The sequence below is a fragment of the Bacillus sp. NPDC057893 genome (assembly GCF_042796455.1).
Classification (GTDB): domain Bacteria; phylum Bacillota; class Bacilli; order Bacillales; family Bacillaceae_G; genus Bacillus_A.
Map to the genome: position 1 here is coordinate 1 of NZ_JBHVNG010000005.1, position 22175 is coordinate 22175.

At 32.7% G+C, this 22175-nt stretch carries 13 protein-coding genes and 7 pseudogenes; 1 reads left to right on the forward strand and 19 read right to left on the reverse strand.

The genetic code is table 11. The features are described 5' to 3' along the window. Window positions 1-41 precede the first annotated feature (41 nt). From ACFVQC_RS21200 to ACFVQC_RS21270, 15 genes and pseudogenes are all read right to left on the reverse strand, one after another. Window positions 42-152: pseudogene (locus ACFVQC_RS21200) on the reverse strand (ArpU family transcriptional regulator); the annotation flags it as partial. 136 nt (window positions 153-288) lie between these two features. Beyond that, window positions 289-630, reverse strand: a pseudogene (locus ACFVQC_RS21205) (Holliday junction resolvase RecU); the annotation flags it as partial. Between the two features lie 158 nt (window positions 631-788). Next, window positions 789-2993 carry a M60 family metallopeptidase gene (locus ACFVQC_RS21210; RefSeq protein ID WP_377899180.1) on the reverse strand — a complete coding sequence of 735 codons (2205 nt, stop codon included), beginning with the start codon at window positions 2991-2993 and terminating at the stop codon, window positions 789-791. 518 nt (window positions 2994-3511) lie between these two features. Next, on the reverse strand, window positions 3512-4645 hold the full coding sequence (gene hblA, locus ACFVQC_RS21215; protein ID WP_002147750.1) for a hemolysin BL binding component B: 1134 nt from the start codon (window positions 4643-4645) through the stop codon (window positions 3512-3514). 31 nt (window positions 4646-4676) lie between these two features. Beyond that, entirely contained in the window at window positions 4677-5906 is a 1230-nt protein-coding gene (hblD, locus tag ACFVQC_RS21220; RefSeq protein ID WP_377899182.1) for a hemolysin BL lytic component L1, read from the reverse strand. Between the two features lie 63 nt (window positions 5907-5969). Next, window positions 5970-7289 (reverse strand): hemolysin BL lytic component L2, encoded by a 1320-nt coding sequence (hblC, locus tag ACFVQC_RS21225; RefSeq protein WP_033717859.1) that lies wholly within the window; start codon window positions 7287-7289, stop codon window positions 5970-5972. 854 nt (window positions 7290-8143) lie between these two features. Further along, a pseudogene (locus tag ACFVQC_RS21230) lies at window positions 8144-8278 on the reverse strand (3D domain-containing protein); the annotation flags it as partial. Between the two features lie 503 nt (window positions 8279-8781). After that, window positions 8782-9615 (reverse strand): annotated as a pseudogene (locus tag ACFVQC_RS21235) (anthrax toxin lethal factor-related metalloendopeptidase); the annotation flags it as partial. Window positions 9616-9772: 157 nt separating this feature from the next. Next, window positions 9773-10148 (reverse strand): annotated as a pseudogene (locus ACFVQC_RS21240) (transposase); the annotation flags it as partial. Window positions 10149-10457: 309 nt separating this feature from the next. Continuing rightward, window positions 10458-11768: a delta endotoxin C-terminal domain-containing protein gene (locus ACFVQC_RS21245; protein ID WP_377899184.1), complete on the reverse strand. Its 1311-nt coding sequence runs from the start codon at window positions 11766-11768 to the stop codon at window positions 10458-10460. Continuing rightward, window positions 11744-12904 carry an insecticidal delta-endotoxin Cry8Ea1 family protein gene (locus ACFVQC_RS21250; RefSeq protein WP_377899185.1) on the reverse strand — a complete coding sequence of 387 codons (1161 nt, stop codon included), beginning with the start codon at window positions 12902-12904 and terminating at the stop codon, window positions 11744-11746. Before ACFVQC_RS21250 ends, ACFVQC_RS21245 begins: the two co-directional genes overlap by 25 nt. A gap of 333 nt (window positions 12905-13237) precedes the next feature. After that, window positions 13238-13420, reverse strand: a pseudogene (locus ACFVQC_RS21255) (IS4 family transposase); the annotation flags it as partial. Window positions 13421-13668: 248 nt separating this feature from the next. After that, window positions 13669-14301, reverse strand: coding sequence for a type 1 glutamine amidotransferase family protein (locus tag ACFVQC_RS21260; RefSeq protein ID WP_377899186.1), 633 nt, complete (start codon window positions 14299-14301; stop codon window positions 13669-13671). A 74-nt stretch (window positions 14302-14375) separates the two neighbouring features. Then, a complete protein-coding gene (locus ACFVQC_RS21265; protein ID WP_377899187.1) occupies window positions 14376-15338 on the reverse strand; it encodes a helix-turn-helix transcriptional regulator in 963 nt (320 codons plus the stop codon). 63 nt (window positions 15339-15401) lie between these two features. Beyond that, complete coding sequence (locus ACFVQC_RS21270) at window positions 15402-15977, reverse strand: recombinase family protein (protein ID WP_377895979.1); 576 nt, start codon at window positions 15975-15977, stop codon at window positions 15402-15404. Between the two features lie 147 nt (window positions 15978-16124). Between ACFVQC_RS21270 and ACFVQC_RS21275 the strand changes: the two are divergent. Beyond that, a pseudogene (locus ACFVQC_RS21275) lies at window positions 16125-16268 on the forward strand (DUF4158 domain-containing protein); the annotation flags it as partial. Between the two features lie 136 nt (window positions 16269-16404). Here the strand turns inward: ACFVQC_RS21275 and ACFVQC_RS21280 are convergent. The 4 genes from ACFVQC_RS21280 to ACFVQC_RS21295 form a co-directional block, all read right to left on the reverse strand. Beyond that, on the reverse strand, window positions 16405-19575 hold the full coding sequence (locus tag ACFVQC_RS21280) for an ATP-binding cassette domain-containing protein (protein ID WP_377899188.1): 3171 nt from the start codon (window positions 19573-19575) through the stop codon (window positions 16405-16407). Between the two features lie 82 nt (window positions 19576-19657). Then, a complete protein-coding gene (locus ACFVQC_RS21285) occupies window positions 19658-20134 on the reverse strand; it encodes an SRPBCC family protein (RefSeq protein ID WP_002065559.1) in 477 nt (158 codons plus the stop codon). A gap of 412 nt (window positions 20135-20546) precedes the next feature. Continuing rightward, window positions 20547-21110 carry a class I SAM-dependent methyltransferase gene (locus tag ACFVQC_RS21290; RefSeq protein WP_002147768.1) on the reverse strand — a complete coding sequence of 188 codons (564 nt, stop codon included), beginning with the start codon at window positions 21108-21110 and terminating at the stop codon, window positions 20547-20549. Window positions 21111-21506: 396 nt separating this feature from the next. Beyond that, window positions 21507-22175 (reverse strand): MSCRAMM family protein (locus tag ACFVQC_RS21295; protein ID WP_377899189.1); only part of this gene is annotated, 669 nt, incomplete at its 5' end.

Sequence of the window (22175 nt, forward strand, 5' to 3'; positions counted from 1 at the left end):
TAAATTAAATAAATAGAGGATGTAAACATAATTTACACCCCCTTTCTGTTTATTCGCATCTTTAATGCACGGTATTCCTTTAAGATGCTGACTATCTCTTTTTGCACCTTTTTATCATCGATTGCTGGTAATAAAGTTAATTGTCTTTCTATGCAGAAATCCCCTATTTCGAATTTGTAATTTAAATTTTATATATGATACGTGAAATTTCACAATTTCATTGTTGAATAAGGGACACATTCATGGCGAGTAGCCCCTACCATCCACTCTGCATGGTTCCGTTATCCATTAAGCCTTTAATAATTTACGTTTTTTATTATTCATTTTCTCTTTCGCTGCTTCAATGTTATTTACTATCCTTTTATGGTCCTGATCTATCTGAATCATCCCATCTAACACCCCTGGAATTAATCCTGTCTCATCGATGTATTGTAAGTAATCAACTGGTGCTCGTTCTGTTTGTTCTACTAAGTATCCATAAATATCAAAGTCTGCTCTCGGTATCGACTTCTTACAATTCGGTTGATGAGACTGAGACATCCCCACATAAGATTGAATAACTGATGCTGGCACAAGGAATACTATCTGATCCTTACTGAACTCTATAAGAAAAAAACAAATAGATGAAATAATAAGTATATCTAATTAAAATTTCATCTGGACTTTTCTATTCAAATAACGATTTCGTTATAATTTATGAACATATTTTAGGCCTAAAAATCCTACCGAACATTTTTAGGATAAAAAAAGATGTCTAAAAAACTTATGTTCTTTAGACATCTTTTAATCTATTTTATTAATAAACCCGTAGAAGTAACTTGATAGGTTCTTTTCTTACCTATATATTCCTGTTTACTATTCTCAAGGTTAGTTAGTGTAGCGCGTGTCTTTTCCTTTACTGCTTCCCCTTCTATATGGGTAAACTCAATGTAATCTCCCACTTTTACGGGCACGGTTTGGCTTTCAGCAGTTTGTTGTCTATTTCCCACGATTTCCTTATTGTACACAACACTACCAGATGAATTCTGTACTTTAATACTTGCATACGTATTATTAAAGTAAGAATGTGGTACGCCTGCTTCTAACTTCACCTGCATTTTCTCTGTTGCCCTATTATAATCTACTTTTGCGATTTCTCTATCACTATAACCTTTTAAGGTCCAGCCAAATTTATTTCCGTCTAAAACCGTTGTTTCTGGCATTTTTTCTACTTTCTTCAGACCTTCTTTTGTAACTTCGTACATTGCTTTTTTTCCAAAGCTCTCTTGTTTACTGTTGTCTACATTTGTGAAAGTAGCTCTATGCACACCTTCTAGATGTGTTAACTCAATATAATCTCCTACTTTGACTGGAACTTTTTGCAATTCAGCATTTTGTTGTTTGTTTCCATAAATGTCTTTATTGTATACTGTTTTCCCTGATGCATTTTGCACTTTAATACTCGCATATGTTTCATTAAAATAATGATGCGGTACGCCTGCTTTTAAGTTAACTTGCATTTCTTCTGTCGACTTATTGAAATTGATTTTAGCAAACTCGAAATCACTAATTCCTTTTAGCGACCATGCAAACTGGTTTCCTTCTAAAATATTATTTACATTAGGCATATCTGGTTTAATTGGATTAGAATCCGTACCCTTCCAAATCTCTGCTGTTAAAATTGGATATCCTAATGCACCCACTTTTTGAATGGTATCATTATTTGGACGTAATCCCCACTTCTCAAAGAAAGGAATCAAATTTTGTTTGGCTACTTTTGATGCCGAAATCATAAATAATTGCTTTTTATTTTCATCCGTTTGTGGAAGTTCATTTGAGGGCATGTCTCTATACAATTGATGCAATTTAGGATAGAAGTCCTCTCCATATGCTAACTGTAGTTGCCAAAGCATAACAAGCTTAACAAAAGCATCACTAATTTCGTCATAATTTTTATTAGATTGTTCTAAGTATTGAAATGCCTTATTATAAGCACCCTCTTGTTGTAATCTAAAAGGTTGATTAGATGTAAATGCTTTTTCTACAGAAAGGCTGTAAATATTATTTTGTACTTCTGTCATATTATAAAACTTCCAAGGTGATTGTTGTCTCAAATGTCCTGCCTCATGCCAAGGACCCCAGCCATCTTTTATAAATTTATTAATATCTAACACGTATTGGATTGCTTCTCCTACATATGCAGTTCGATAAGAAGTTGCATACATATAATAATCGGGAGAATGATTTTCTTCTACGTAATGAATATAATGTTTATCTACTTGTTCCTCGGATAACCCAGCTACTTTGTCTTGAATTCGAGTAGCTTCATCCATCTTTTTTAAGAGTTGTACAGGATCTGTATTAGAACCCAACAAATATTTCTTAACACGTGCAGGGCTGGCCGTAATTAATACACGTTCTCCTTTTAACTCCACTGCATGTGCATTTGGATATTGGTTCAGCATGTCTATTAAATCTTGTTTCGTATGCTTGCCTAGTTCAAAGAAAGGAGTAGTCGTTCCACCTGTTGTGACTGTTGTTCGAATGGTACCACCTTGTTGTTTATTATAAAAATAAATCATCCCCCCATTTGGAGATTGAATTGTGTTTATACCAGGTTTTAATGTAAATGATTTTATTTTAGAATCTTCTCTCCAAGAAGCATCATACGAATACGTTCCAATGTATGCTTGAATATTTTGATTTCCTTCTACATTAATCGTTATTTGTTCATTTGGCTTTGCATATAAACCAGTTGGTTCATATGGACTAAATGCCATACTTTTTCTTTCCTGTTGTTTCAGTACCTCAACATCCCCTTTTCCTGGGACTGTATACGTTCTATTTTCTGATTTGACTGACTTTTCTTCTTGCAGTGATGTCGAAAAATTCTTTTGCTGCTGCGTTTCCTCCGCAAAGACATCTGATGAAGAAACCATTCCAGTCGCAAGCATAGTTAATGTAGCAGTAGCTGCAAGTATTTTTCTAGTTTTATGTTCTGAATTATTCCCCATATTATCTCCCTCATTTTTCCTTAATACTCTTAAGGATCTTTGTTTTCTTTTTCATGTTTTTACGCCCAAAACTATTCATGCTATTTATGCTGTATCTATTACTCTATTTTTTCCCATAATAATCTCCTTTTCTTTATTTATATGATAAACTCATCGATAACAACCTATTATGTTTTGATTCAGTATTCTTAACTTCCATCAAATTGTATAAATGTATTCAATTGGCGAAATAAGTAAATGAATTTCAATATTTCACGGTTAGAATCTCACGGGAAATTCATAAAAGTTATTTAACTTTAAAGGTTTAAACAATCGTAACCACGTTTGTTTAAACCTTCACAATTTTTTCTAAGCTATTCCCTAAAAAATCTTATTTTTTATTGTACCTGAACCTGATTGCTACTCTTTATGTAAAAGAAAAGACGGAATCCTTAATACACCCCCGCCTTTTTTGATAAAAAAAACGATTAATTATCTTATGATTATTTACGTAACTTTGCAATAGAAGTAGTATCCCCCTATTTTTTTGAAGATACAGGATCCATTTTTAATGTTTTTATCCCTTCTTTTAATGTAAACGCATCTGCTCTTAATGTTTTCCAACTATCTTTCGCTGCATTCAAATTAGGTTTTAGGAATTTGAATTTATTTTGATCCGCTTTTTGGGATGCTTTATCAATATGACTAAGCACTCCCGAATATTGAGAATCTAAATCATGCCATTGTGCAGACATATAGGTAAGTGCATTAATAGCCGATCCAATCGTATTGTGCATTTCATTAATATTATTATACGCAACACCAACTACACGATTTAATGTTACTTTATAATCTATAGTCTGACGTAATTGTGCTAACAACGGCTCTAACGTACCTAAATTATTTCTTGCTACCCCTATCATTACACCACCAGCAATCCACGTAGGAATTGAGGGAATTGATACAGTTATTATTCCATCTGATTCTACTTGTTTAAAATGTCTTACTTGCTCTAAAACTTCATTTAGGCGCTTTTCATCTTCATCAATTCCAGATGCTTGGTTTTTCAGAATCGAATGCAATATATCTTTATGACCTGCAAATGCTCGAACATCTTCTCCAATACTATCTCTTAACTTAGCTAATTCTTGTATTAAATTCTGTGTATACGCTTGGTTTTGTTTAATCTCTTCTTGTAAATCTGTAATTCCTTCTTTTAATGTATCTCCATCTCCTTCATCAATGGCTTCTACTAGTGTATCGTAATAATTGTCAAACTTGGTATCATACTCCACAATACCCGTCAACGTATCTAAAAGTTGTCTTTTTATGTGCTTATCCCATTTAGTAGCATGCTCTCTTGCATTTTTTTGATCTTGTAGAATTTGACTAGGTAGATTTGTATACCCTTTAATATCAATTCCTTCAAAGTTAACATCTGGGTTATTAATCAATAAATAAGAATAGTCATTCATGGATTTTGCGAATACCCCAGCATCTTGCAAAGCTTTTTTCATCTTTTCGCTGTTTACAGAAAGAGATATATCTTCGGTACTAGTTTGTTCCATTTTACTTTCACTTGCGAAGGCTGCCACTGGAGAAACTACCGTGGTTGTTGTCAGAGTTAAAAACGTCGATACAGCAAGTAGTTTATAAGGAAAGTTTTTATTCATTTTAATTCCTCCTATACACATATATTGATTTTTAGTTTGTTTTTTCTTGTTTAAAAGCAATGTCTTTTGAAATGAATTCTGCATCCTTATGAATATCATTCCAACTTTGTTTAGCAGCCTTTAAATCGTCAGGTATTAAAGAAAGTTTATGTTCTTGCATTTGATCAACATTATCATATAGATCTTTATAATTTGCCCCCATCGTATTCCATTGTTGCTGAATACTTGTTAGAGACATAATTGCTTGATCAACTGTCTGATACAAATATGTTAAAGTGTCTTTTGTGTTAGTAAGTGAAATAACTGCTTGGTTAGCAAGATCGGCTTTCATACTTAATTCTCCTATTTTATTAGAAATTTCGTTATAGGAGTTCATATGATTAGATGCCGTAACACCAGCTGCTGTTCCTAAACCAATACCAGCTGCTCCTAGAGCTGCAAGACCACCCACAACAGCCGGTGTTGCTGTGCCACCAGTTACAACAATTACTACCGCTCCTGCAATCGTTCCAATAACTAAAATAGCTGCTCCCAATCCACCACCAATTGACCATGCTAATACATTATTAAAATGTGCTTTCTGAGTAGAACGTAGATTCTCAATTTCAGCCTGAAGTTGTGGGACTAGCGCTTGTTTTCCCGCTAATATAGCCGTTAAGCCCCCCTGACCATCTGGACCTCCAACATTATTTTTGAAATCTACAGTATTTGTATACAACTTTGTTTTGAAAGCTTCTAACATCTTAATGACTTCCGTAACTTCTTTTGAATTTGTATGAATTGTACCGATTAAATCACCTATACCTTCTTTTAGGCCTACCTTATCTTTCTTTTTCACAGTATCTACTAATGTGTCGTAATAATTTTGAAATTGTTCATCATAATTTACAATATTACGTGCTGTCTTTTGAATATTTGGCTTCGCTGTATCTAACCAGTAATTTGCATTGATTCGTGACAGTTCCTGATTTAGGTGAATGTTTTTAATTAATTCTCCCCCTCCTGAACCTAAATCAATATTGGATAAATTTACATTCGGTTGCTGAATCATTGTTTTTGCGTACAAATCCATTACAAGAATATGAGAGCCTGTTTCAGCCAATGCTTTCTTTAGCCCTTCAGGCCCTAACGTATAGTTTTCTATTTTTTGTTCTTGAGCCGTTTGTTCTTGGGCAAGTGCATGAATAGAGCTACCATTCGTAGCTGTTATAACAGTTGCCAAAGTGGCCAAAGTTATGACCTTAAATGGAAATTTCATCATTTTTATTCTCCTCCTTATTTTCAGTTGGGTTCTTATCTTTTTGTTCACCCTAAGTTCTTAATATCAAAATTTATTAACCTGTTCTTCGAGTTGGCTCGTTACATTTTTTAGTCGTCTTAATGTATCTTTTTGAGACTGATTGTTAACAGTATCAACTTCAGTCGATAGTTTTGTAATACTATTATTTATTAGATTCAAATCTTCTTTATAGCGTTTCATTAGATCAATTTCTCCATCAACTTGGTTAGCAAATGTATGCAAATCATTTTGCATGAAAAGAATCATTGATTTTTGTAAATCTGCTACTGTTAATTTTGTTGTTAAATCATATAACTTTTGATTTTGTTTCTCTAGATCATCTAAATACGCTCGTTGCTCTGCTGTTAGTTTATTAATTTCAGCAAAGGTACTATATGTTTTTTTGATTTTTTCAGGATCAATTACTTTCATAAGATCATACTCTTTTGTTTTTGTAACTGCAGCTGCTGCAATTTCACCTTTTTTATTGTTCTCTATCGCTTCACGTGCTTCTTTTTTGGCAACTTCAATTTCTAAGGCTGATTTTCCCTTTTCTGTTGCTTCTTGCTCTGCTTTTTTCTCTGCTTCTACAATAGCGTTGTTAATTTCTTTTCCTTTGTTATACGCTGCTACCGCTGTTTGGGCAGCCGGTTCAATGATATCTTTTGATAAACTATAAATTTCTTGGAATACCTTTAGCCCTTGTTCATTTAAAGCTCCTGGTAATAATGCTATTTGTTGTAAATCATTTTGAATTGATTTTTTTGTATTTAGCATTTCATTTTTTAACTTGTCTATTTTTCCTGTTCCCTCTGAGCTAAGTATACTCTGTGCTTTTACCACATCTGTATCAAGATTTTTCAGTTTCTTATCTACCTGTAGTTTAAGATCTGTTAACTCATTAATCTGACGTTGCACGTTTTCTTGGTTTGTTATAGTCATATCTTGAAGAACTTCCAGTCTATCTATAAACCCTTCTTTATCTTCCTTATTATCTACAAATCCTTTTAATGTTGGATAATAGCTATTAAATTTGGTTGCAAATCCTTTACTTTTTGAATTTAGTAGAATTAATTTTGGATATAGTTCTGATGACCACTCTTTCATATCTTGTTTAATTAGAAATTGAGTTGTATTTAAAGATGGAACTTCTTCAAGTTGCACATTCGGACTTGCTAAAGCTCCATCTATAAAAGTCTGTGTTAACTTGGAGTGTGCACCTATTTTTCGTAATGATGAGGAAATATCTATACTATCTTGCTCCGTTTCTGCCTGAACAATTGGCATTGCGAGAGTATTGATAGGAATAGTCGCTCCAGTAACGATTGATGTTATTAAAAATCCTGTCATAATTTTATTCTTCATTCCGTACACCTCTTTACCGTTGTTTTTTACAATCTTAATCATATATGTTTTACAAACTAACGTTACGATTTCTTCTCGCATACACTCGAGGATGGAAATTTTCCGATAGAATAATCGTATTTCGTTTCTATTTATTTTTAATAGAATGTAAGGACCTTACTTCCCCTTCATTTTAAACACTATGTTTTTCATAAGTAAACCAGAAAATCACATTGATTATATTTGAATTTTCAGATATTAATTGTTCAAATTCAAAAAAATTATATCTAAAAAAGTTAAAGACAACTTTCACTTCATAAGGTGAAATAATTATACTGTGATAATTAACCATTAAAATTTATTAATTTTCTTAAATCTATATAAATCCCTTTCAAAAAAATGTTTTCAATATAATTTAACAGTACTTTGTAGATTTTTGTCTTTTATATGGATATGTAAAATTACATATTCATATAGGAACATTCAGCTAAAATACCCCATAATATTATTATCTTCTACATAGTAATTACATTGCTATAAACATCACAGGAGAACATTCTCCTCCTGCACTTGATTGGATAAATCGTCCGTAAAATAATAATTGTTGCATTTTTACTAGTACTAATAGGAATACAAGAAATCAATTCTTTTCACATTCAATATATAAACATGATACAAGTTGTATTTATTTCATTTCCCATTAAAATTCTGGTGCAGGTTTAGCAATAAGTCTCCCGAAATGCCTAAGTCAGAACAACAAGATTTTTCAATGAGTTGCACTAACTCAAAAAATAAAAGCCAGTCTCAATAAAGAGAACTGACTTCTATTTAGGTAACCATAATTATCATAGAACTTTTACTTTAACTGTTTGTCTTCACCAATTCATGGCTTCACTTTTTGAACCTACTAAAACATCAATACGATTACCTTTAATGGCACTACCGGTATCACCAGCGATTGCTTCACCATAATTTTCTACCCATACTTTTGATCCTAATAGAAATACTTTAATAATTTTTAAAGAATTCTCCTTCCTCAAGCGTGTGAAGGGCGTAGCCCAACGGTAGATGGGAGATGAATTTCGGTTTGGCATAGCCAAAAACTTTTGATAAACTAGCTATATGAATTTCTTTGATAACTTGATATATGAGATTGCAGGAAGAAAATTGAGTGCGAAAACCAAGCCATTCGGTTCCTGCGTAAAATATCAACCGTACCAAAAGAGCGTCCAAGCGTTGGACATCTAGGGATGGAACACCCCGAAGTAACGCTCAGGAAGACGAAAGGTTGCTTTCATCGTGGAACTGAGAAACTCCCACTTCAAGCCTTGCTAAGTGGCGAGTAGTTCACAGGAATAACTTATTGCCACACAACAGTTCCCTAGTCTATCCTTCAATTCAGATGTTCTTTTCCTTTTTAGTATAAAAATACCCCTTTAGATAACCACCTAAAGGGATAGAGCATCGTATCTTTTTTATAAACATCGCGAATTTATTTTAAAACCATAGTTAACTCTGCCTTCTTGTTATAATCTACTTTTGCGAATTCTCGATCACTATATCCTTTTAAAGACCAAGCAAATTGATTTCCGTCTAATAGTTCATTAATAGGTTCTGTTTAATTGGAATCCCCTTGAACTTTTTTAATTAATAAATCTATGCATCTATAAGTCAATGGAGCCTTATCTTTTAGCTCTTGCTTGGATGATTCGCTAAAATAATAATATGTAAAACATTCCGCAAAATATTCTTCCTTATTTTCGTAATATTTATCCGGGAAAAATTTCTGTCTCTCTTGACTAAAAGGAATATCAAACAAATCAGTATGACTTATATTTAAAAAAACCACTCGATCAATTGCATGCGCTATTTCATGAAGTTCTAAATTAATAGAACCATGCCCCTTTCCTCTTTCACTAAAACCTATTCTAGCCATTACAGGTTTTCCACCAATATCAGATCCCACACCTGGTACATCATCCCAGGTCAATTGTTTTCCTTCGGCATTGGTTTGCCCCTCCCATCCTCGTGGAATCAATCCTTTTAGGTCCCTGTACTCGTCAGACTCAGTGATAGGATAATTAACAAGTTTTACATATGTTCCGTCTGCCACTAATTTATCAAGTATGCCGCTTTTTATTTTTTTTATTCTATCAACCATATGTTGTGCCTCTTGATATTCTTCCACAGTATTTCCTCTTATATCAATATGAATAAGATTTTCATTTTTAGTCTGTTGTTCTTTTATAAACTCAAGTTTGTTTACAGTTTCGGCTGCAATGGGATGGTTTGTAAGGGAAATAGAAAAAATAAATATCAATAATATCAAAATTGTATTCTTTTTCATATAAATCCTCCTGTTATATGATTTTTAATAACCCTTTGATTAAATAGGGATATTAAAAAAACAAAATTGATAGTGATTGAAGAAATAAGCATTCCTTTTAAAAGCCTCATTTCATGATTCCAATAATTCTGGGTTAATTTTATTTTCCATACTTGTCTGCCTCTTTATATTGTATGCATTGAAGGTCTTTTAAATGAAAACAACCTAAATCTCGGATACATAAATCATTTGCTGTTACAGTTGGGACACACAGAGAGCCGTAAGTGCGATCATGTTGTTTACCTGGGCCTGTATGAATATGTAGGAGCTCTCCACCTGGATAAACCGATGAAAATACACCCGGGAGTTGAAATGCAGTTGAATCTAAAATACGAGTATGCTTGAAAACAGAAGTGTATGGAGAAGAAATCGGCATAGATGCGGCCAATTTTTTGCTTAGTAGTTCGGCTAGTAGGTGTTGTAAAGGTAGGACGGCCGCCTTATTAAACCGTTGATTCAGTCCCTCAGGACTTGATGAGCGCTTCGGTTGATGCGACTTACTTTAAAAATGGACTCAAGTTCATTTAGTGAATAATTACCATCCTCCCATTCTTTCAATATATTAAATTTATCCTTCGCAGAGTAAACTTTTTTAGACATTAACAAAACTCTCCTTCAAGCAAACAGATTTTTATTTTTTATCTGTCTACCTAAAGGAGAGCATATCAGTTTAGAAAGAATAACGTTTTCTTGGTACTTAGAGGTATTGTTGATGGGCATGTATGGCGCTCCTATCAGTATATCCAAGTTTGATAAACCATTTTTATATGTTTCAAAGTTTTTACATCAGAACCCATATTAGTTTAGCTTTTTTTTGCACCTATAACTTGGACATCATCAAATAATACATTAGATGTTCCATTTGACGTTAGAATCCCAACATGAGTGTTTGCTAAATCCCTACTTGTAATAAATTCTAGTTGTATTTCTTGATAGCCTGCTTTCCCCTTAAGCTCGACTGTTTTTGTTATTCGCTCATGTTTCAAATTATCTGTGAATATCGTTACCTTTTGTCTCTCATTTCCATCACTGGAATCCAATTTCACTTTTATACTCAAGGTATATTTAGAGAATGGTAATACTTGATCCTGAATATAAGTCCAAGTATCTCCATTTGTACCAATCATACCAGCTTTCCCTGTGATACCTCCATTTACAATACCACCTAGGTTAATCCAATTTAACCGTTGATCGTCAAAATTATCCCGCGCTATCACTTGATCCCGTTCCACCGGTTCTAATTCAATTTGATCTAAGGAGAATTTACCTTGTGAATTTTCCAATTTCAAATCATGTGCACCTTTTGTTAACTTAACAATAGGGCCTTCTACAATCTTGTAAGAACCATATTCTCCTTTAACAGTATCCGCTGCATTTCCAGTAATAGGAATAGTAGTGTCATCTATTTTTGCATAGTTACCACCAGGTTTTCTATGTGAAAGACTGATTTTAGAATTCTCGTTAGCTGCAACCTTATATCTAATTTTATATTCCTGTTCTTTAGAAATTTCGACACCATATGCTAAATAAGAATTGGTAGTATCAGTTTTCATCGCCTTTTGCTTAGCATGTATAGATTCCACTTGTGGTTGAAAATTGCTCATTCCACGGTTATACTTTGCAGCTGGGATTGTTGTTATCATATTTGTCATTAGATAAGTGGACGACTGTGTAAGATTCCTGTCGACAAACCCAAATACTACTGCATCAATACCTTCAAATCCTGGATAGGTACTTCTGTTAAATGCGTGAATTTGAGAAAGTTTTTGATTCGGATATTCAAAAATATCTTCTTTGTATGATCCGCCTGAAAAATATCTACCAAAGTAAGGGTTATCTCCCCCAGTATCAAATTTAAAGTCAATATAATTAGGAGTACGGCTTGATTGCGCCTTAACTCTAGTAATCGGATTATCAGAAGGATTTATAAGATTCTTTAAAGCCCCCCCACTTGCATTTCCAGTCCATCCAGGAGTAGTCCAATTGGAACCACCATTCTGCTTATCAGAAAACCATGGTTGAATAGCATCAATACGATCAAAAGATCGTATATCAAGCTTGTGCAGATCCCCTTTATATTCTTCAAAATCTAGGATTTTTTGTATTTTTCCCAAGTTGTTTCTTCCCCTGTTCCTCCTTGTGGTATGACTGCGCCTTTAATAGAAGAATAAATTTGCCTAGAATTTTCTTGCATTACGCCTTTAGAATATGTTTCAGGATTTGTTGCTGGAAACAAATCTACAAAATCTAAAACACTTAATGTATATTCCCTTACATAATCATTAATATGATTCCATCTGTCAGTATTTCTATTTGGTTGTTGCGTATTAATCTCTTCAGCTTCTTTTTTCCTTTTTTCCAATCCATCATTATATACTTTCATAGCATAATTCGTATATTCTTGAATAAGTTTTTTCTGATTATCCTTATATCCTTGCCATTGATCTTTATCCATTCCCCATTCTTCACCATATAAAATCATATCTCTCTGCAATAAGAGATGAGCATTTGCAGCTTGCACAAAGATTGGAACTGTTATTTGTTGATATACAGAATCATTTGATTTTTCAGTCGTTTGAACAACAGCAATAAATTCTTTCAACTTCCTATCTGCTGCTCGGACAGCTTCAATCACTGGTGTGCCAGGCTCTTCTACTCTTTTTAAGCTATTTTTACTGTCATTATATATTTGGAGAACCCGTTGATACTCTTTTATCGCTGACATCGCCCCATTAAATTCAGCACCCATAAGATATTTATGATAATCATTTATTTTACTATCTATTTTTTCATCGATGTATGTTTCTAATTGCCTCCACATATCCGTTCCGTTAGCATCATTAGTAGGAATAAACACACTCCAAATACTTGCTAAAAGACTAGCTGGTGGTGGTAATAATGATAATCCTGTTGTCATCATGCCTTTTAGAAAAGAAATAGTACCCGAACCAGCATCCCCTTTGTTCTTAATATTGACTAATAAAGGTTGCCACTGATTGTTATTAAATGCATCTATAAATTGTGAAAAAGTTACTCCCTTATAAGGGTTCTCAAACCAACCATATGAATCTATCGGAAGGCTATTTTGATTAATATTTTTTGTTTGATTTTCTTGTAAATCTTCTTTTTTTTCATTTTCTGCAAATGCCGTATAAGCAGTTGGAATGTAGGTTCCAGCAAATACACCTGTAGCTAATGTGATAGATAATATTTTCTTTTGTTTCTTTGTCATAAAATCCCCCGTTCCCATAAGTAAATCCCCTTATACTTTGTTCTTTGGGTGCTTCTGGTACAAAAATTCAGAAATATTTTCTTGTCAAATTCATGCCTATAGTCTTGAAAATAGAAGAAGTATACTCTAATTTCATTGGGATATAGTCTTAATAGTAATGATTGACACAACATTTAGCAATTCTATGAAAATTCCCGCCTTTGATAGCTATTATGTTTATTTAAAAGTGTATTTTTAAATATTCCTCTTAATAAACGTAGTAAAAAAAGAAAATTTAATGTGAAAATCATACATTAAAGGTTAACTATCATTTAAAAAGACTTAATATTGTAATTTTTCTTACATTTATTGAATTTTAATAAAAGGGCTAGCGACTCGTTGACTAATCCAGATGGCTAAGTCTGAGCCAGAAAACTTACGTTTCTGCTTTACAAACCCAAGTTCTCTTGCAAGTTCTTCTAAAAATACAGGTGTCACATATCGTTGTAATTCCTCTGCAAATGGTTGTAGTTTATCTTGAATCGAGAGATTCATCAAAAAACGTCATCCTTTCTAAATAAGATAGATTAGAAAGGATGACATTTTTGGTACTTGAGGGTATTAAAATCTCTTAAGTTGATGGCGATGGGGTAGCGTCAGGAAAATGCGGATTTACAACGTTAAGGAAATTCCAAATTAAAAAGCCCAACTTCTCTGCAAAACAAAATAGAGAAAGGGAGCTTTTCAGTTACTTCATTATTTTTATTTGAACTAATATAAAACTGCTAAGTTTATTTTTTAGCTCAGCTATTTATTGAATTCATTAACTGGAAGAAGTATTCAGGTTTATGAGTCTTATTTAGGTTATACCATGAATGTAATGTGTCGGGTGCAAATACATCTAATTTTTTCAGTACTTCCATCGCAAATTCCAGAGGAGCTATTCCTGATGCAGTAACTAAATTCGCATCAGATACCGCAGATCTCAACTCATAGAACTTTTCTCCTTTATAGTTAGGACATACCATTTTAGTGTATTCTAAATTATTACTTGTATGCTTTCTAGTATCTAAGTATCCCATATTCGCAAGGGCCTCAGTTGCACCACAAATTGCAGCAACAATAGTGCCAAGCTTTAAAGCTTGGCCAATTCTTTCCAAGATAGGTTGATGAATTTCTTCACTCCAAGTAGTCCCTCCTGGTAAAATCAAAAGATCTTTACTCTCAAAAGTACATTCATCAAGGGAAATCTCTGGTTTTATGCTCAGTCCTCCCATAGTAGTAATCATTTCTTTATTAGCTCCTACTGTAATTACTTTTAAAGGTACTAAATCTTTTTTGAAATATCTTCCTGAGTTTAGTTCAGCAATTAAATATCCATATTCCCAGTCCGACATTGTATTAAATACATATATAAAAACTTTTTTTGTTTGCATCCAATAACACTCCAATCACAATTGATATAGCTATTATAATATAACTTCCCTGACAGTTAACGTCAGGGAAGTTATCATACTTGATGAAATTTTATTAATTCCGACAGAACTTCAATAAGTCTTTTCTTAAGACTTATTGGCTCAATAACTTTAATAGATTTATTATACGGTAAAAGTAAATAAGGTACATATTTATGTATCATATCTTTTTCAAGAAGAAAAACTGCTTGATTTGAAGTCCGTTCTTGTAAATAATGTCCTAAAAACCAATGTTGGCAAATATCAGCCATTACACTTTTATCCCCATTAATAACCAAAGAAATAATCCCTTCCTTATCTTCTATAGTTGGAAGAAGATTTTTTATAAAAAAGTCACGTGCTGAAAAGTTTTCTGGCCGGTTAAACCTATTTTCGGTTAGCATTAGACTTTCAATTCGATCTACTCTAAAACTACGGATATCATTCCTAAGATGACAAAATCCAATCACATACCACTTATTATTCCAATAGATAATTCTGTACGGATCGATCAATCTATAATTTAATTGCTTTTCGCCACTTTTATAGTAAATAATTTTTACTGAGTACCGGTCAGCTACGGCCTGCTCCAACTCCTTCAAAAAAGGTTCCATAGAGAGTGAACTTAATCGACTTATTACTTCTAGACTAGTTAAATGTTGGTTTATCTTTGCTTCCTGCTCTTGATTTGAGTATTTACTTAGTTTTGAAATGGCCCTATTTAGTGCTTCACCTCCATAATATCCGGCTTCTTCCGCAAAAACAGCAGCGTGAAATAGTGAAGTTTGCTCCTCAAAATCAAAAAAAAGAGGAGCCTCAATAAAATTGTTCAATAAAGTGTATCCACCGTTATGTCCTGGTTCTGAAATTATAGGTACGCCACTTGTTGAAATTGTATCAATATAACGATACACAGTCCTTATATTCATCTCTAACTTTTCTGAAATTTGTTTTGCAGTAATTTTTTTACCTGAGCGAAGCATCCATAGAATTGCTAACATATTGTCAATTTTAGGCATATAATTCCACCTCTATATGGAATTTATTTTCTATTATATATTTCTGATTTTTGGTATAACTCATCAACTGTTCCTTTCCGATAGCTTTCTATATAATGAGGCCCTAGACACATTTGTAATTTTACAAATTTGATTTACAGTCATATCTCCCTCTTTATAAAGCTTTACTGCATAATTCATTCCTGCATGATTTTTATGGTACTTCTTTAACCGACCCTTAAACTTTCCTTCTTTCTTAGCCAGTTCAATCCCTTCACGCTGCCGCATACGGATAAGATCACGTTCTAATTGGTTTACACCCGCCATAACCGTAATTAAGAATTGGCTGTAGGGATTATCTTCTGATAAATCTAGCCATGTATCTTTTAAGGATTTTAAATTTGCCTTTTTACTCCGTATGTTATCGATTAATTCAAATAAATTTTGTGTACTACGAGTAATCCGAGTTAAGTCCGTAACATAAATGATGTCACCTTCTTGTATATCCTCTAACATTTTTTGAAGTTGCTCACGATCTTTTGTTGCTCCGGAAACTTTTTCTTTAAAAATAATATCCATTCCGATTTCGTTCAGTTGCTGAAATTGCCTTGAAGGATTCTGGCTAGTTGAACTGACACGTATATAACCGATTTTTCGCAAAATATCACCTCGTTTTTGAGACAAGTCTTATGAGACGCTCTTAACTATGATTTTATCAGTCTTCTACACTTGTATCAATAGAGTACATTCTATTGATACATAATTGAACTAATTAACTGAATAATTACAGAAATGAGATGATACTGTATGAAAATGGCGAGAGGTAGCGAATTACTTACACCGGAACAGCGACAAGCCTTTATACAAATTTCTGAAGATGAGTGGGCGCTAGGAACCTACTACACTTTTTCCAAACGAGATTTAGAAATTATAAATAAGCGAAGGAGGAAAAATTAGACGCTATTGAGGTTTTAGGTACCCCTATATTATGTTAAAGAAACTCTTCTTCAACATAAAAACTCATTTGCAGATTATTGCAAATGAGTTTTTAATCCCTAACTGACCACTATTTTTTATTCTTCTTAATTTAATTATTTTTCTCCAGACATTCATAAACTGCCATCATTTCTCGCTTATTCAACTCACGAATTCGATTAAATATTAGAATGTCTGCAACATCCTCAGTTCGTAAGCTTTCATCCACAATATCACTAACTTTTCCAGTTAACCATGTTTGTACATCTATGCCATCAACAATTTCTTTAAGTCCTTCATCATTGATACCACTTGCATTACAAGTTATACATGGAATTGTTAATTTAAACACGCCATCATGTAGATTATCTTCGGTTATAACTTTTTTTCCGTTACAGAATGGACATGGGTTGCTTTTTTTTATTTTATTAATTTGGGTAACTAATTTTTTATAACCAAATGCTTCATACACATATGTTAATTTTTTATATTTTCCATTTGTGAAATACTTATCTATGATAGTTTCTCTTGTTTCATTGATATTTTGGAAATCACAAATAGTAACCTTATTATTATTGCTGATTGATTCGATATTACCTTTAATTTCGCCCCAGAATGGTAAAACATTTTGTAACACCATTTCATAGTTTAAAAAGCTTGCTTGTTCTAATTCAAACATTTTCAGTGCGACTTGTATTTTCCTAGGCAGTAAAGAGACATCTTCTGTCATAATCATATTGTCACCTACGATAGATTTCAATTTGATGAGTATAGGTAAATCTCCTACAATTTTTATTATTTCATTAAGCGGCTGATTGATAATTTCACGAATATCTGTATCTCCAAATTTAAGCGGTTTTTGGTGATTTAATACAGTCCCCTCACAAATTGGACATGTCATCATTTCTTTAGAAGTCTTAATATCTTCCTTAATAGCTGCTTTGGAAATGACAATATACCCACCAATAATCGTATTAAACCCTACCCATGTTCTACGTGTCTTTCCTTTCTTATCATAAAAGGACTTATCAAAATAGCCGTACCAAAATGTATGTTTCTCTTCCTGAGACATATCATTATAGCTCTTCGTCAAATCGTGACCTAGCTCATTTTTAATTTCTTCAAATAGAAATTCTATTTTTTCATATTGATAAAATTTTAATACTTTCATGATTTCAGGATCGAATAGACCATCCCAAAATGGAACATTTTTATCTTGAATTGTAATTTCTTTATCAAAAACTTCAATTTGAAGACGTCCCGAACATGATGGGCAATGATTATCCTGAGAATAGAAATCGAAGCTTCTCGTATCTTTATTAGTCGGGTGAGCAGCTACAATATGATTGATCAATCCACCAATTTCATATAAGAAACTATATTGACTATACAAATGTCTTTCGAGATCAATAGCAACAACAGGTGCAATTGTATCAGATTCGTATTCACCGTAAATTAAACGAGCCATTGATGATAAGCTTTTTAATATGCCACCCTTATAGATGTTTTCTGCATTTTTAAAATAATCAATATGATTCTCTTCTAAGTAATTAATTCCATTTTGTTGATTCAGTGTTGAAGAAATATGTATTTGCTCAGCATTATTCACACTGCTTTTTTGATGATAATAATCCTCATGACTTACTACATCAAGATGCTCTATAGATTCAAGCTGTCTTTTTCCAAAATCGATGATATAATCAGAGCTTTCTAACATGTAACTATTATGTTCAATCATAATGATAGAGACTGATTCATCTTGCAATATCCCTCTAACACTATCTATAAATTGATTTAAAATATTTTGTGATAAACCTTTTGAAGGCTCATCAAAAATAAATAATGTATGTGGGTTTCTTGTTTTTGCAAATAACTCAGAAACTAAATGAACACATTGAAACTCACCCGTTGATAATGTTTGTGTTTTTCGTTCTAATGTTAAATAGCCCAGTCCTAATTTGATTAGTAGGTTCAAACGTTTATACGCAATATCTTCATTTGGAATTTCATCAATAATATCCTCAATTGAGCGCTCAAAAATATCATCAACTTCTTCACTATACTTTGTCAGTTTCTTTTTAATATCTAAGAAAGTTGCTACAGTTGATCGACTTGTAATCGATTGGTTTCGATCTTGCCCTACCATAACTAGTTTATCTTTTGGATATCGTTTCAAGAAATCTGTAGCTAAACACTCATTGACAAGTGTAGATTTCCCGCATCCAGACTCTCCTGTAACAGTTACAAGTCTATTTTTAGGAATCTGAAACTCAGTCATTTGGATATTTCGGCAATATAATTCATGGAATGTATAATATTCTGTTGGCATTTCGTAATTTCGTTCCGATAGTATTGGCTTTGGCCTTGGTGATTCTTTTACGATTTTTCCACCATATTTTCCACTACCAGGTCCGAAGAACATTTGCTCATCCGTTGTATCCAGTACTGTATCTGAATGATCAATGAGCCAAACTTGATTTTTGCACCCTAATTTTTTGATCTCTTCTAATATTTGTAATAATGTTTCGTGATCAAGCCCCACGGAAATCTCATCAATAATAATTACAGCATTTTCACTTACCGCCATGAATTCAGCCAAATAAAGTCGTGTTAACTCTCCACCTGACAACGTACCCATAATTCGATTTAATGTTAAATAACCAATGTTCATATTAATTATATTTTGCAGTATATGTTGTTTTGCTTCACTAATATTTAATTCTTCTGCTAATGAAAGAATAGATTCAACACTTAAATCGTTAATATCCGAAATTGTGTGTGGTGTAGCAAATAACTCAATAGTATGTTGTTCAACTTCTTCACTAAAACGTTTTCCTTTACATTTTTTACACTCAATATTTTTAGTAGTACCACGCCCTTTACAAGCAGCACACCAACCTAACTGATTATTAAATGAAAAAACCTCAGGAGATAGATTAAATTCTTCAGCAAGTTTTTCACGAATCTCTTTAAAAACACCTGTGTGAGTACCAATTGTCGAGCGCGGATTGGAAGAAATCGATGATTTCCCTAAAAAAAGGACTAAAGGCATTTCTTCCATCTTAATAGCACTAAAATTAGTTTCCATAATATTAGGAAATAAATATTGATATTCAGCCTTTGGCAATAAGGAAACTAGACGCTTCTTTGATTCTTCACCAATTGTTTGACAAAGAGTTGTTTTTCCAGATCCAGATAAACCAGCAATACCAAGTGATTTATTAAACGGAATGATAGCATCTAATTTATTTATGTTATTTGCAATTAATTGATTTACTTTCATATTAACCTCTATTCTTATTTTCTCAAAAAACCATTTTTATAATATAATAATTACACAATGAATATTACCTATTACGCAATTATCATTTTAGTTCATGAATCTTAACCTTGTATTTTTCAAACCATTGTTGCCACTCGTCTTTTGGAAATTCTTTCTCTTTTCCTTCTAACACGGTAGAAAAAAGTTCTAAACAAATATGCCAACCAGCAATATCTTTCGGTGTATGATCTGTTAATTCATGAATGAATTCTTTAAGAAGTAATAGGGATTCATTTCCTGCTTTATGTATTTCAAATCGGACACGATCTTTATCCCATTTGAATTCAAGTACTGCATTTAGTTGACACTCTAAAATATCAATATTTAAAAATGAACCATCCATCATATCGAACTTTATCATTCCACCTGTTTTAAGGTTTTCAATCTGCAAATTAGACATCCATTTTTTAAGCTTACTGTTTTCAGTTAACACAGACCAAACTTCCTCTATCGTATAAGGAAATTGGCGTTCAAATTTTACAATATACCCATTAGATTGTTTCTCTATCTCAGCTAGCATATTTATTCCCCTCACCCTCGTACAGAATGTATGTTCTCATTTTATTTTACACGAATTTATGCATAAAAGAAATCTCTACGACAATGAAATATTAATTTAATGTGTGCATGATACTTTGAAAATTGATTGATTATATATTCTCTCCATATTTTTAATACAATAGGCGCATCTCAAACGTTTTCACGAAAAGATTCGCTAAACAAAATTCAACACGAGAAAATGTGGAATTATTTACTCTATATAATATTTTCATAAGATTTTTGAGAAGAATTTAGTTTAAAGTAAATAGTGTTAAGAATCCCTTATCATATGTGGCCTCTCCCTTTTTGATTAGAGGATTACAAAACAAATAAAAAAGCCGCATTTGCGACTCATGAACTTATGTAACTAACACTTACAATTATTGAATCGCTTATCGCTTAATCGCGTCAACAATTAACGACGGAAAGCCAAGTTTATCGCCTCGATTTCTAGAATCATACCTTTTCGAACGAAAAATAACACCGTCATTCGCATCCCATTCGTTGTAATAAAATTGACCATTTTCATCACAATACTCAAGTAGAACTACCTCAAATCCAGCCGTTTCAAACATTTTCGTTAATGTTTTGTAATTATGAACTATTTTATGACTTGCAGCAGGATGATCTTTCGGCCCAGGTCCGCCTATTTGAACTATATTTTGGTATGTTTCATCTGGAAAAAACGCATCAGGGACGCCGCATCGAATATGACCTGATGGTTTTAAAAATTCATAACAGATTTCAGCTGCTTTTACACCTTCTTCAAACGTAAGATGTTCCCATACATGCTCAGCTAAAATAGCTGAAATGGAATTGTATTCAAATCTTTCTTCCCAAGTGGTATTGTCTAGTAAATTAAGTTCATCTTCTTGCGTTTGAATCCAACCTGGATTATTATTAAACACTCCAGCTCCAACTACTACTTTAATTTCATCTTGTTTTATTACCATCATTTTCACCCCGTAAACATTTCAATTTATTAATATATTCTATGTTTACTATAACCTTTCCTGCTTCAACAAATTAAGAAACATATATCCCTCCTCTAATATGAGAAGAAAGTTTAAAGTAGTTTCTGAATGAACTAAGAAGCAAATTGGATTTATTAAATAAGACCATTCAGTCGAATGTAACTTTTCTATTATTCCGTTATATGGTACTTTATCGAAAAAATGAATTGTTAAACGTCATAAAAATATAATGATTATTATCACAAAAAACTAATTAAGAGGAAATTCAGTAGCATGAGCCCGGTACAATACCGAACTCATGCCATTAAAATTGTCTAATGCAAAATCTGTCTACCTTTATGAAAACCGTTCATTATATACTACTGTTTTCATAACTATTTACACACGATTTTTCTTACAGAAATATAACACACCAAAAATCACCAAAATACCAACCACATAAAAAATTGTTGTACCGCTGCCACCAGTATTAGGAATCACCCAATTATTCTTCGCATTTTTTACTGTTATTTTTTGTATCCTTACTGCCTCTGTAATTTCTACCTCTATTGGATCTCTAAGTAACATATATCCGTTTGGTGCTTTTATTTCTTTAATCGTATATTTTCCTAGTACTAATTGCCTGGAAATCACCTTTCCTTTTTCATCTGTTGTTAATCTAGCAACTTCTTTCCCTTCTTTATCTAAGACTTGAAATACAGCACTTTTTAGTTTTAAGTTGATATCCTTGTCATCCACTTTCTCAATTTCAATTTTCCCACCCGGATCTGGCAATTTCTTATTTCCTATTTTCATTTCTATTACTTTATCTTTTTCTACTTTTACAGCTACCTTATCTTTCAATAATTCGTAACCTTTAGGCGCTTCTACTTCCACTAGGCTATAGTTTCCTATTGGTAAATCTTTAGATATCGCTCCTCCTTTTTCATCTGTTATTAACTCTCCAACTACTTTTCCGTTTGAATCTTCTATATGAAACTTTGCTCCTGCTAGCTTTTTATTTTTATCGTTTGTATCTACTTTCTCAAGCTTTATTTTCCCTATTGG

Coding starts and splice junctions, on each gene's coding strand:
- hblA (WP_002147750.1), bottom strand. CDS start 4,645: ATGAATAAAAACTTTCCTTATAAACTACTTGCTGTATCGACGTTTTTA.
- ACFVQC_RS21280 (WP_377899188.1), bottom strand. CDS start 19,575: ATGAAAGTAAATCAATTAATTGCAAATAACATAAATAAATTAGATGCT.
- hblC (WP_033717859.1), bottom strand. CDS start 7,289: ATGAAGAATAAAATTATGACAGGATTTTTAATAACATCAATCGTTACT.
- ACFVQC_RS21210 (WP_377899180.1), bottom strand. CDS start 2,993: ATGGGGAATAATTCAGAACATAAAACTAGAAAAATACTTGCAGCTACT.
- ACFVQC_RS21260 (WP_377899186.1), bottom strand. CDS start 14,301: ATGCAAACAAAAAAAGTTTTTATATATGTATTTAATACAATGTCGGAC.
- hblD (WP_377899182.1), bottom strand. CDS start 5,906: ATGATGAAATTTCCATTTAAGGTCATAACTTTGGCCACTTTGGCAACT.
- ACFVQC_RS21250 (WP_377899185.1), bottom strand. CDS start 12,904: ATGGGAACGGGGGATTTTATGACAAAGAAACAAAAGAAAATATTATCT.
- ACFVQC_RS21265 (WP_377899187.1), bottom strand. CDS start 15,338: ATGCCTAAAATTGACAATATGTTAGCAATTCTATGGATGCTTCGCTCA.
- ACFVQC_RS21285 (WP_002065559.1), bottom strand. CDS start 20,134: ATGCTAGCTGAGATAGAGAAACAATCTAATGGGTATATTGTAAAATTT.
- ACFVQC_RS21290 (WP_002147768.1), bottom strand. CDS start 21,110: ATGATGGTAATAAAACAAGATGAAATTAAAGTAGTAGTTGGAGCTGGA.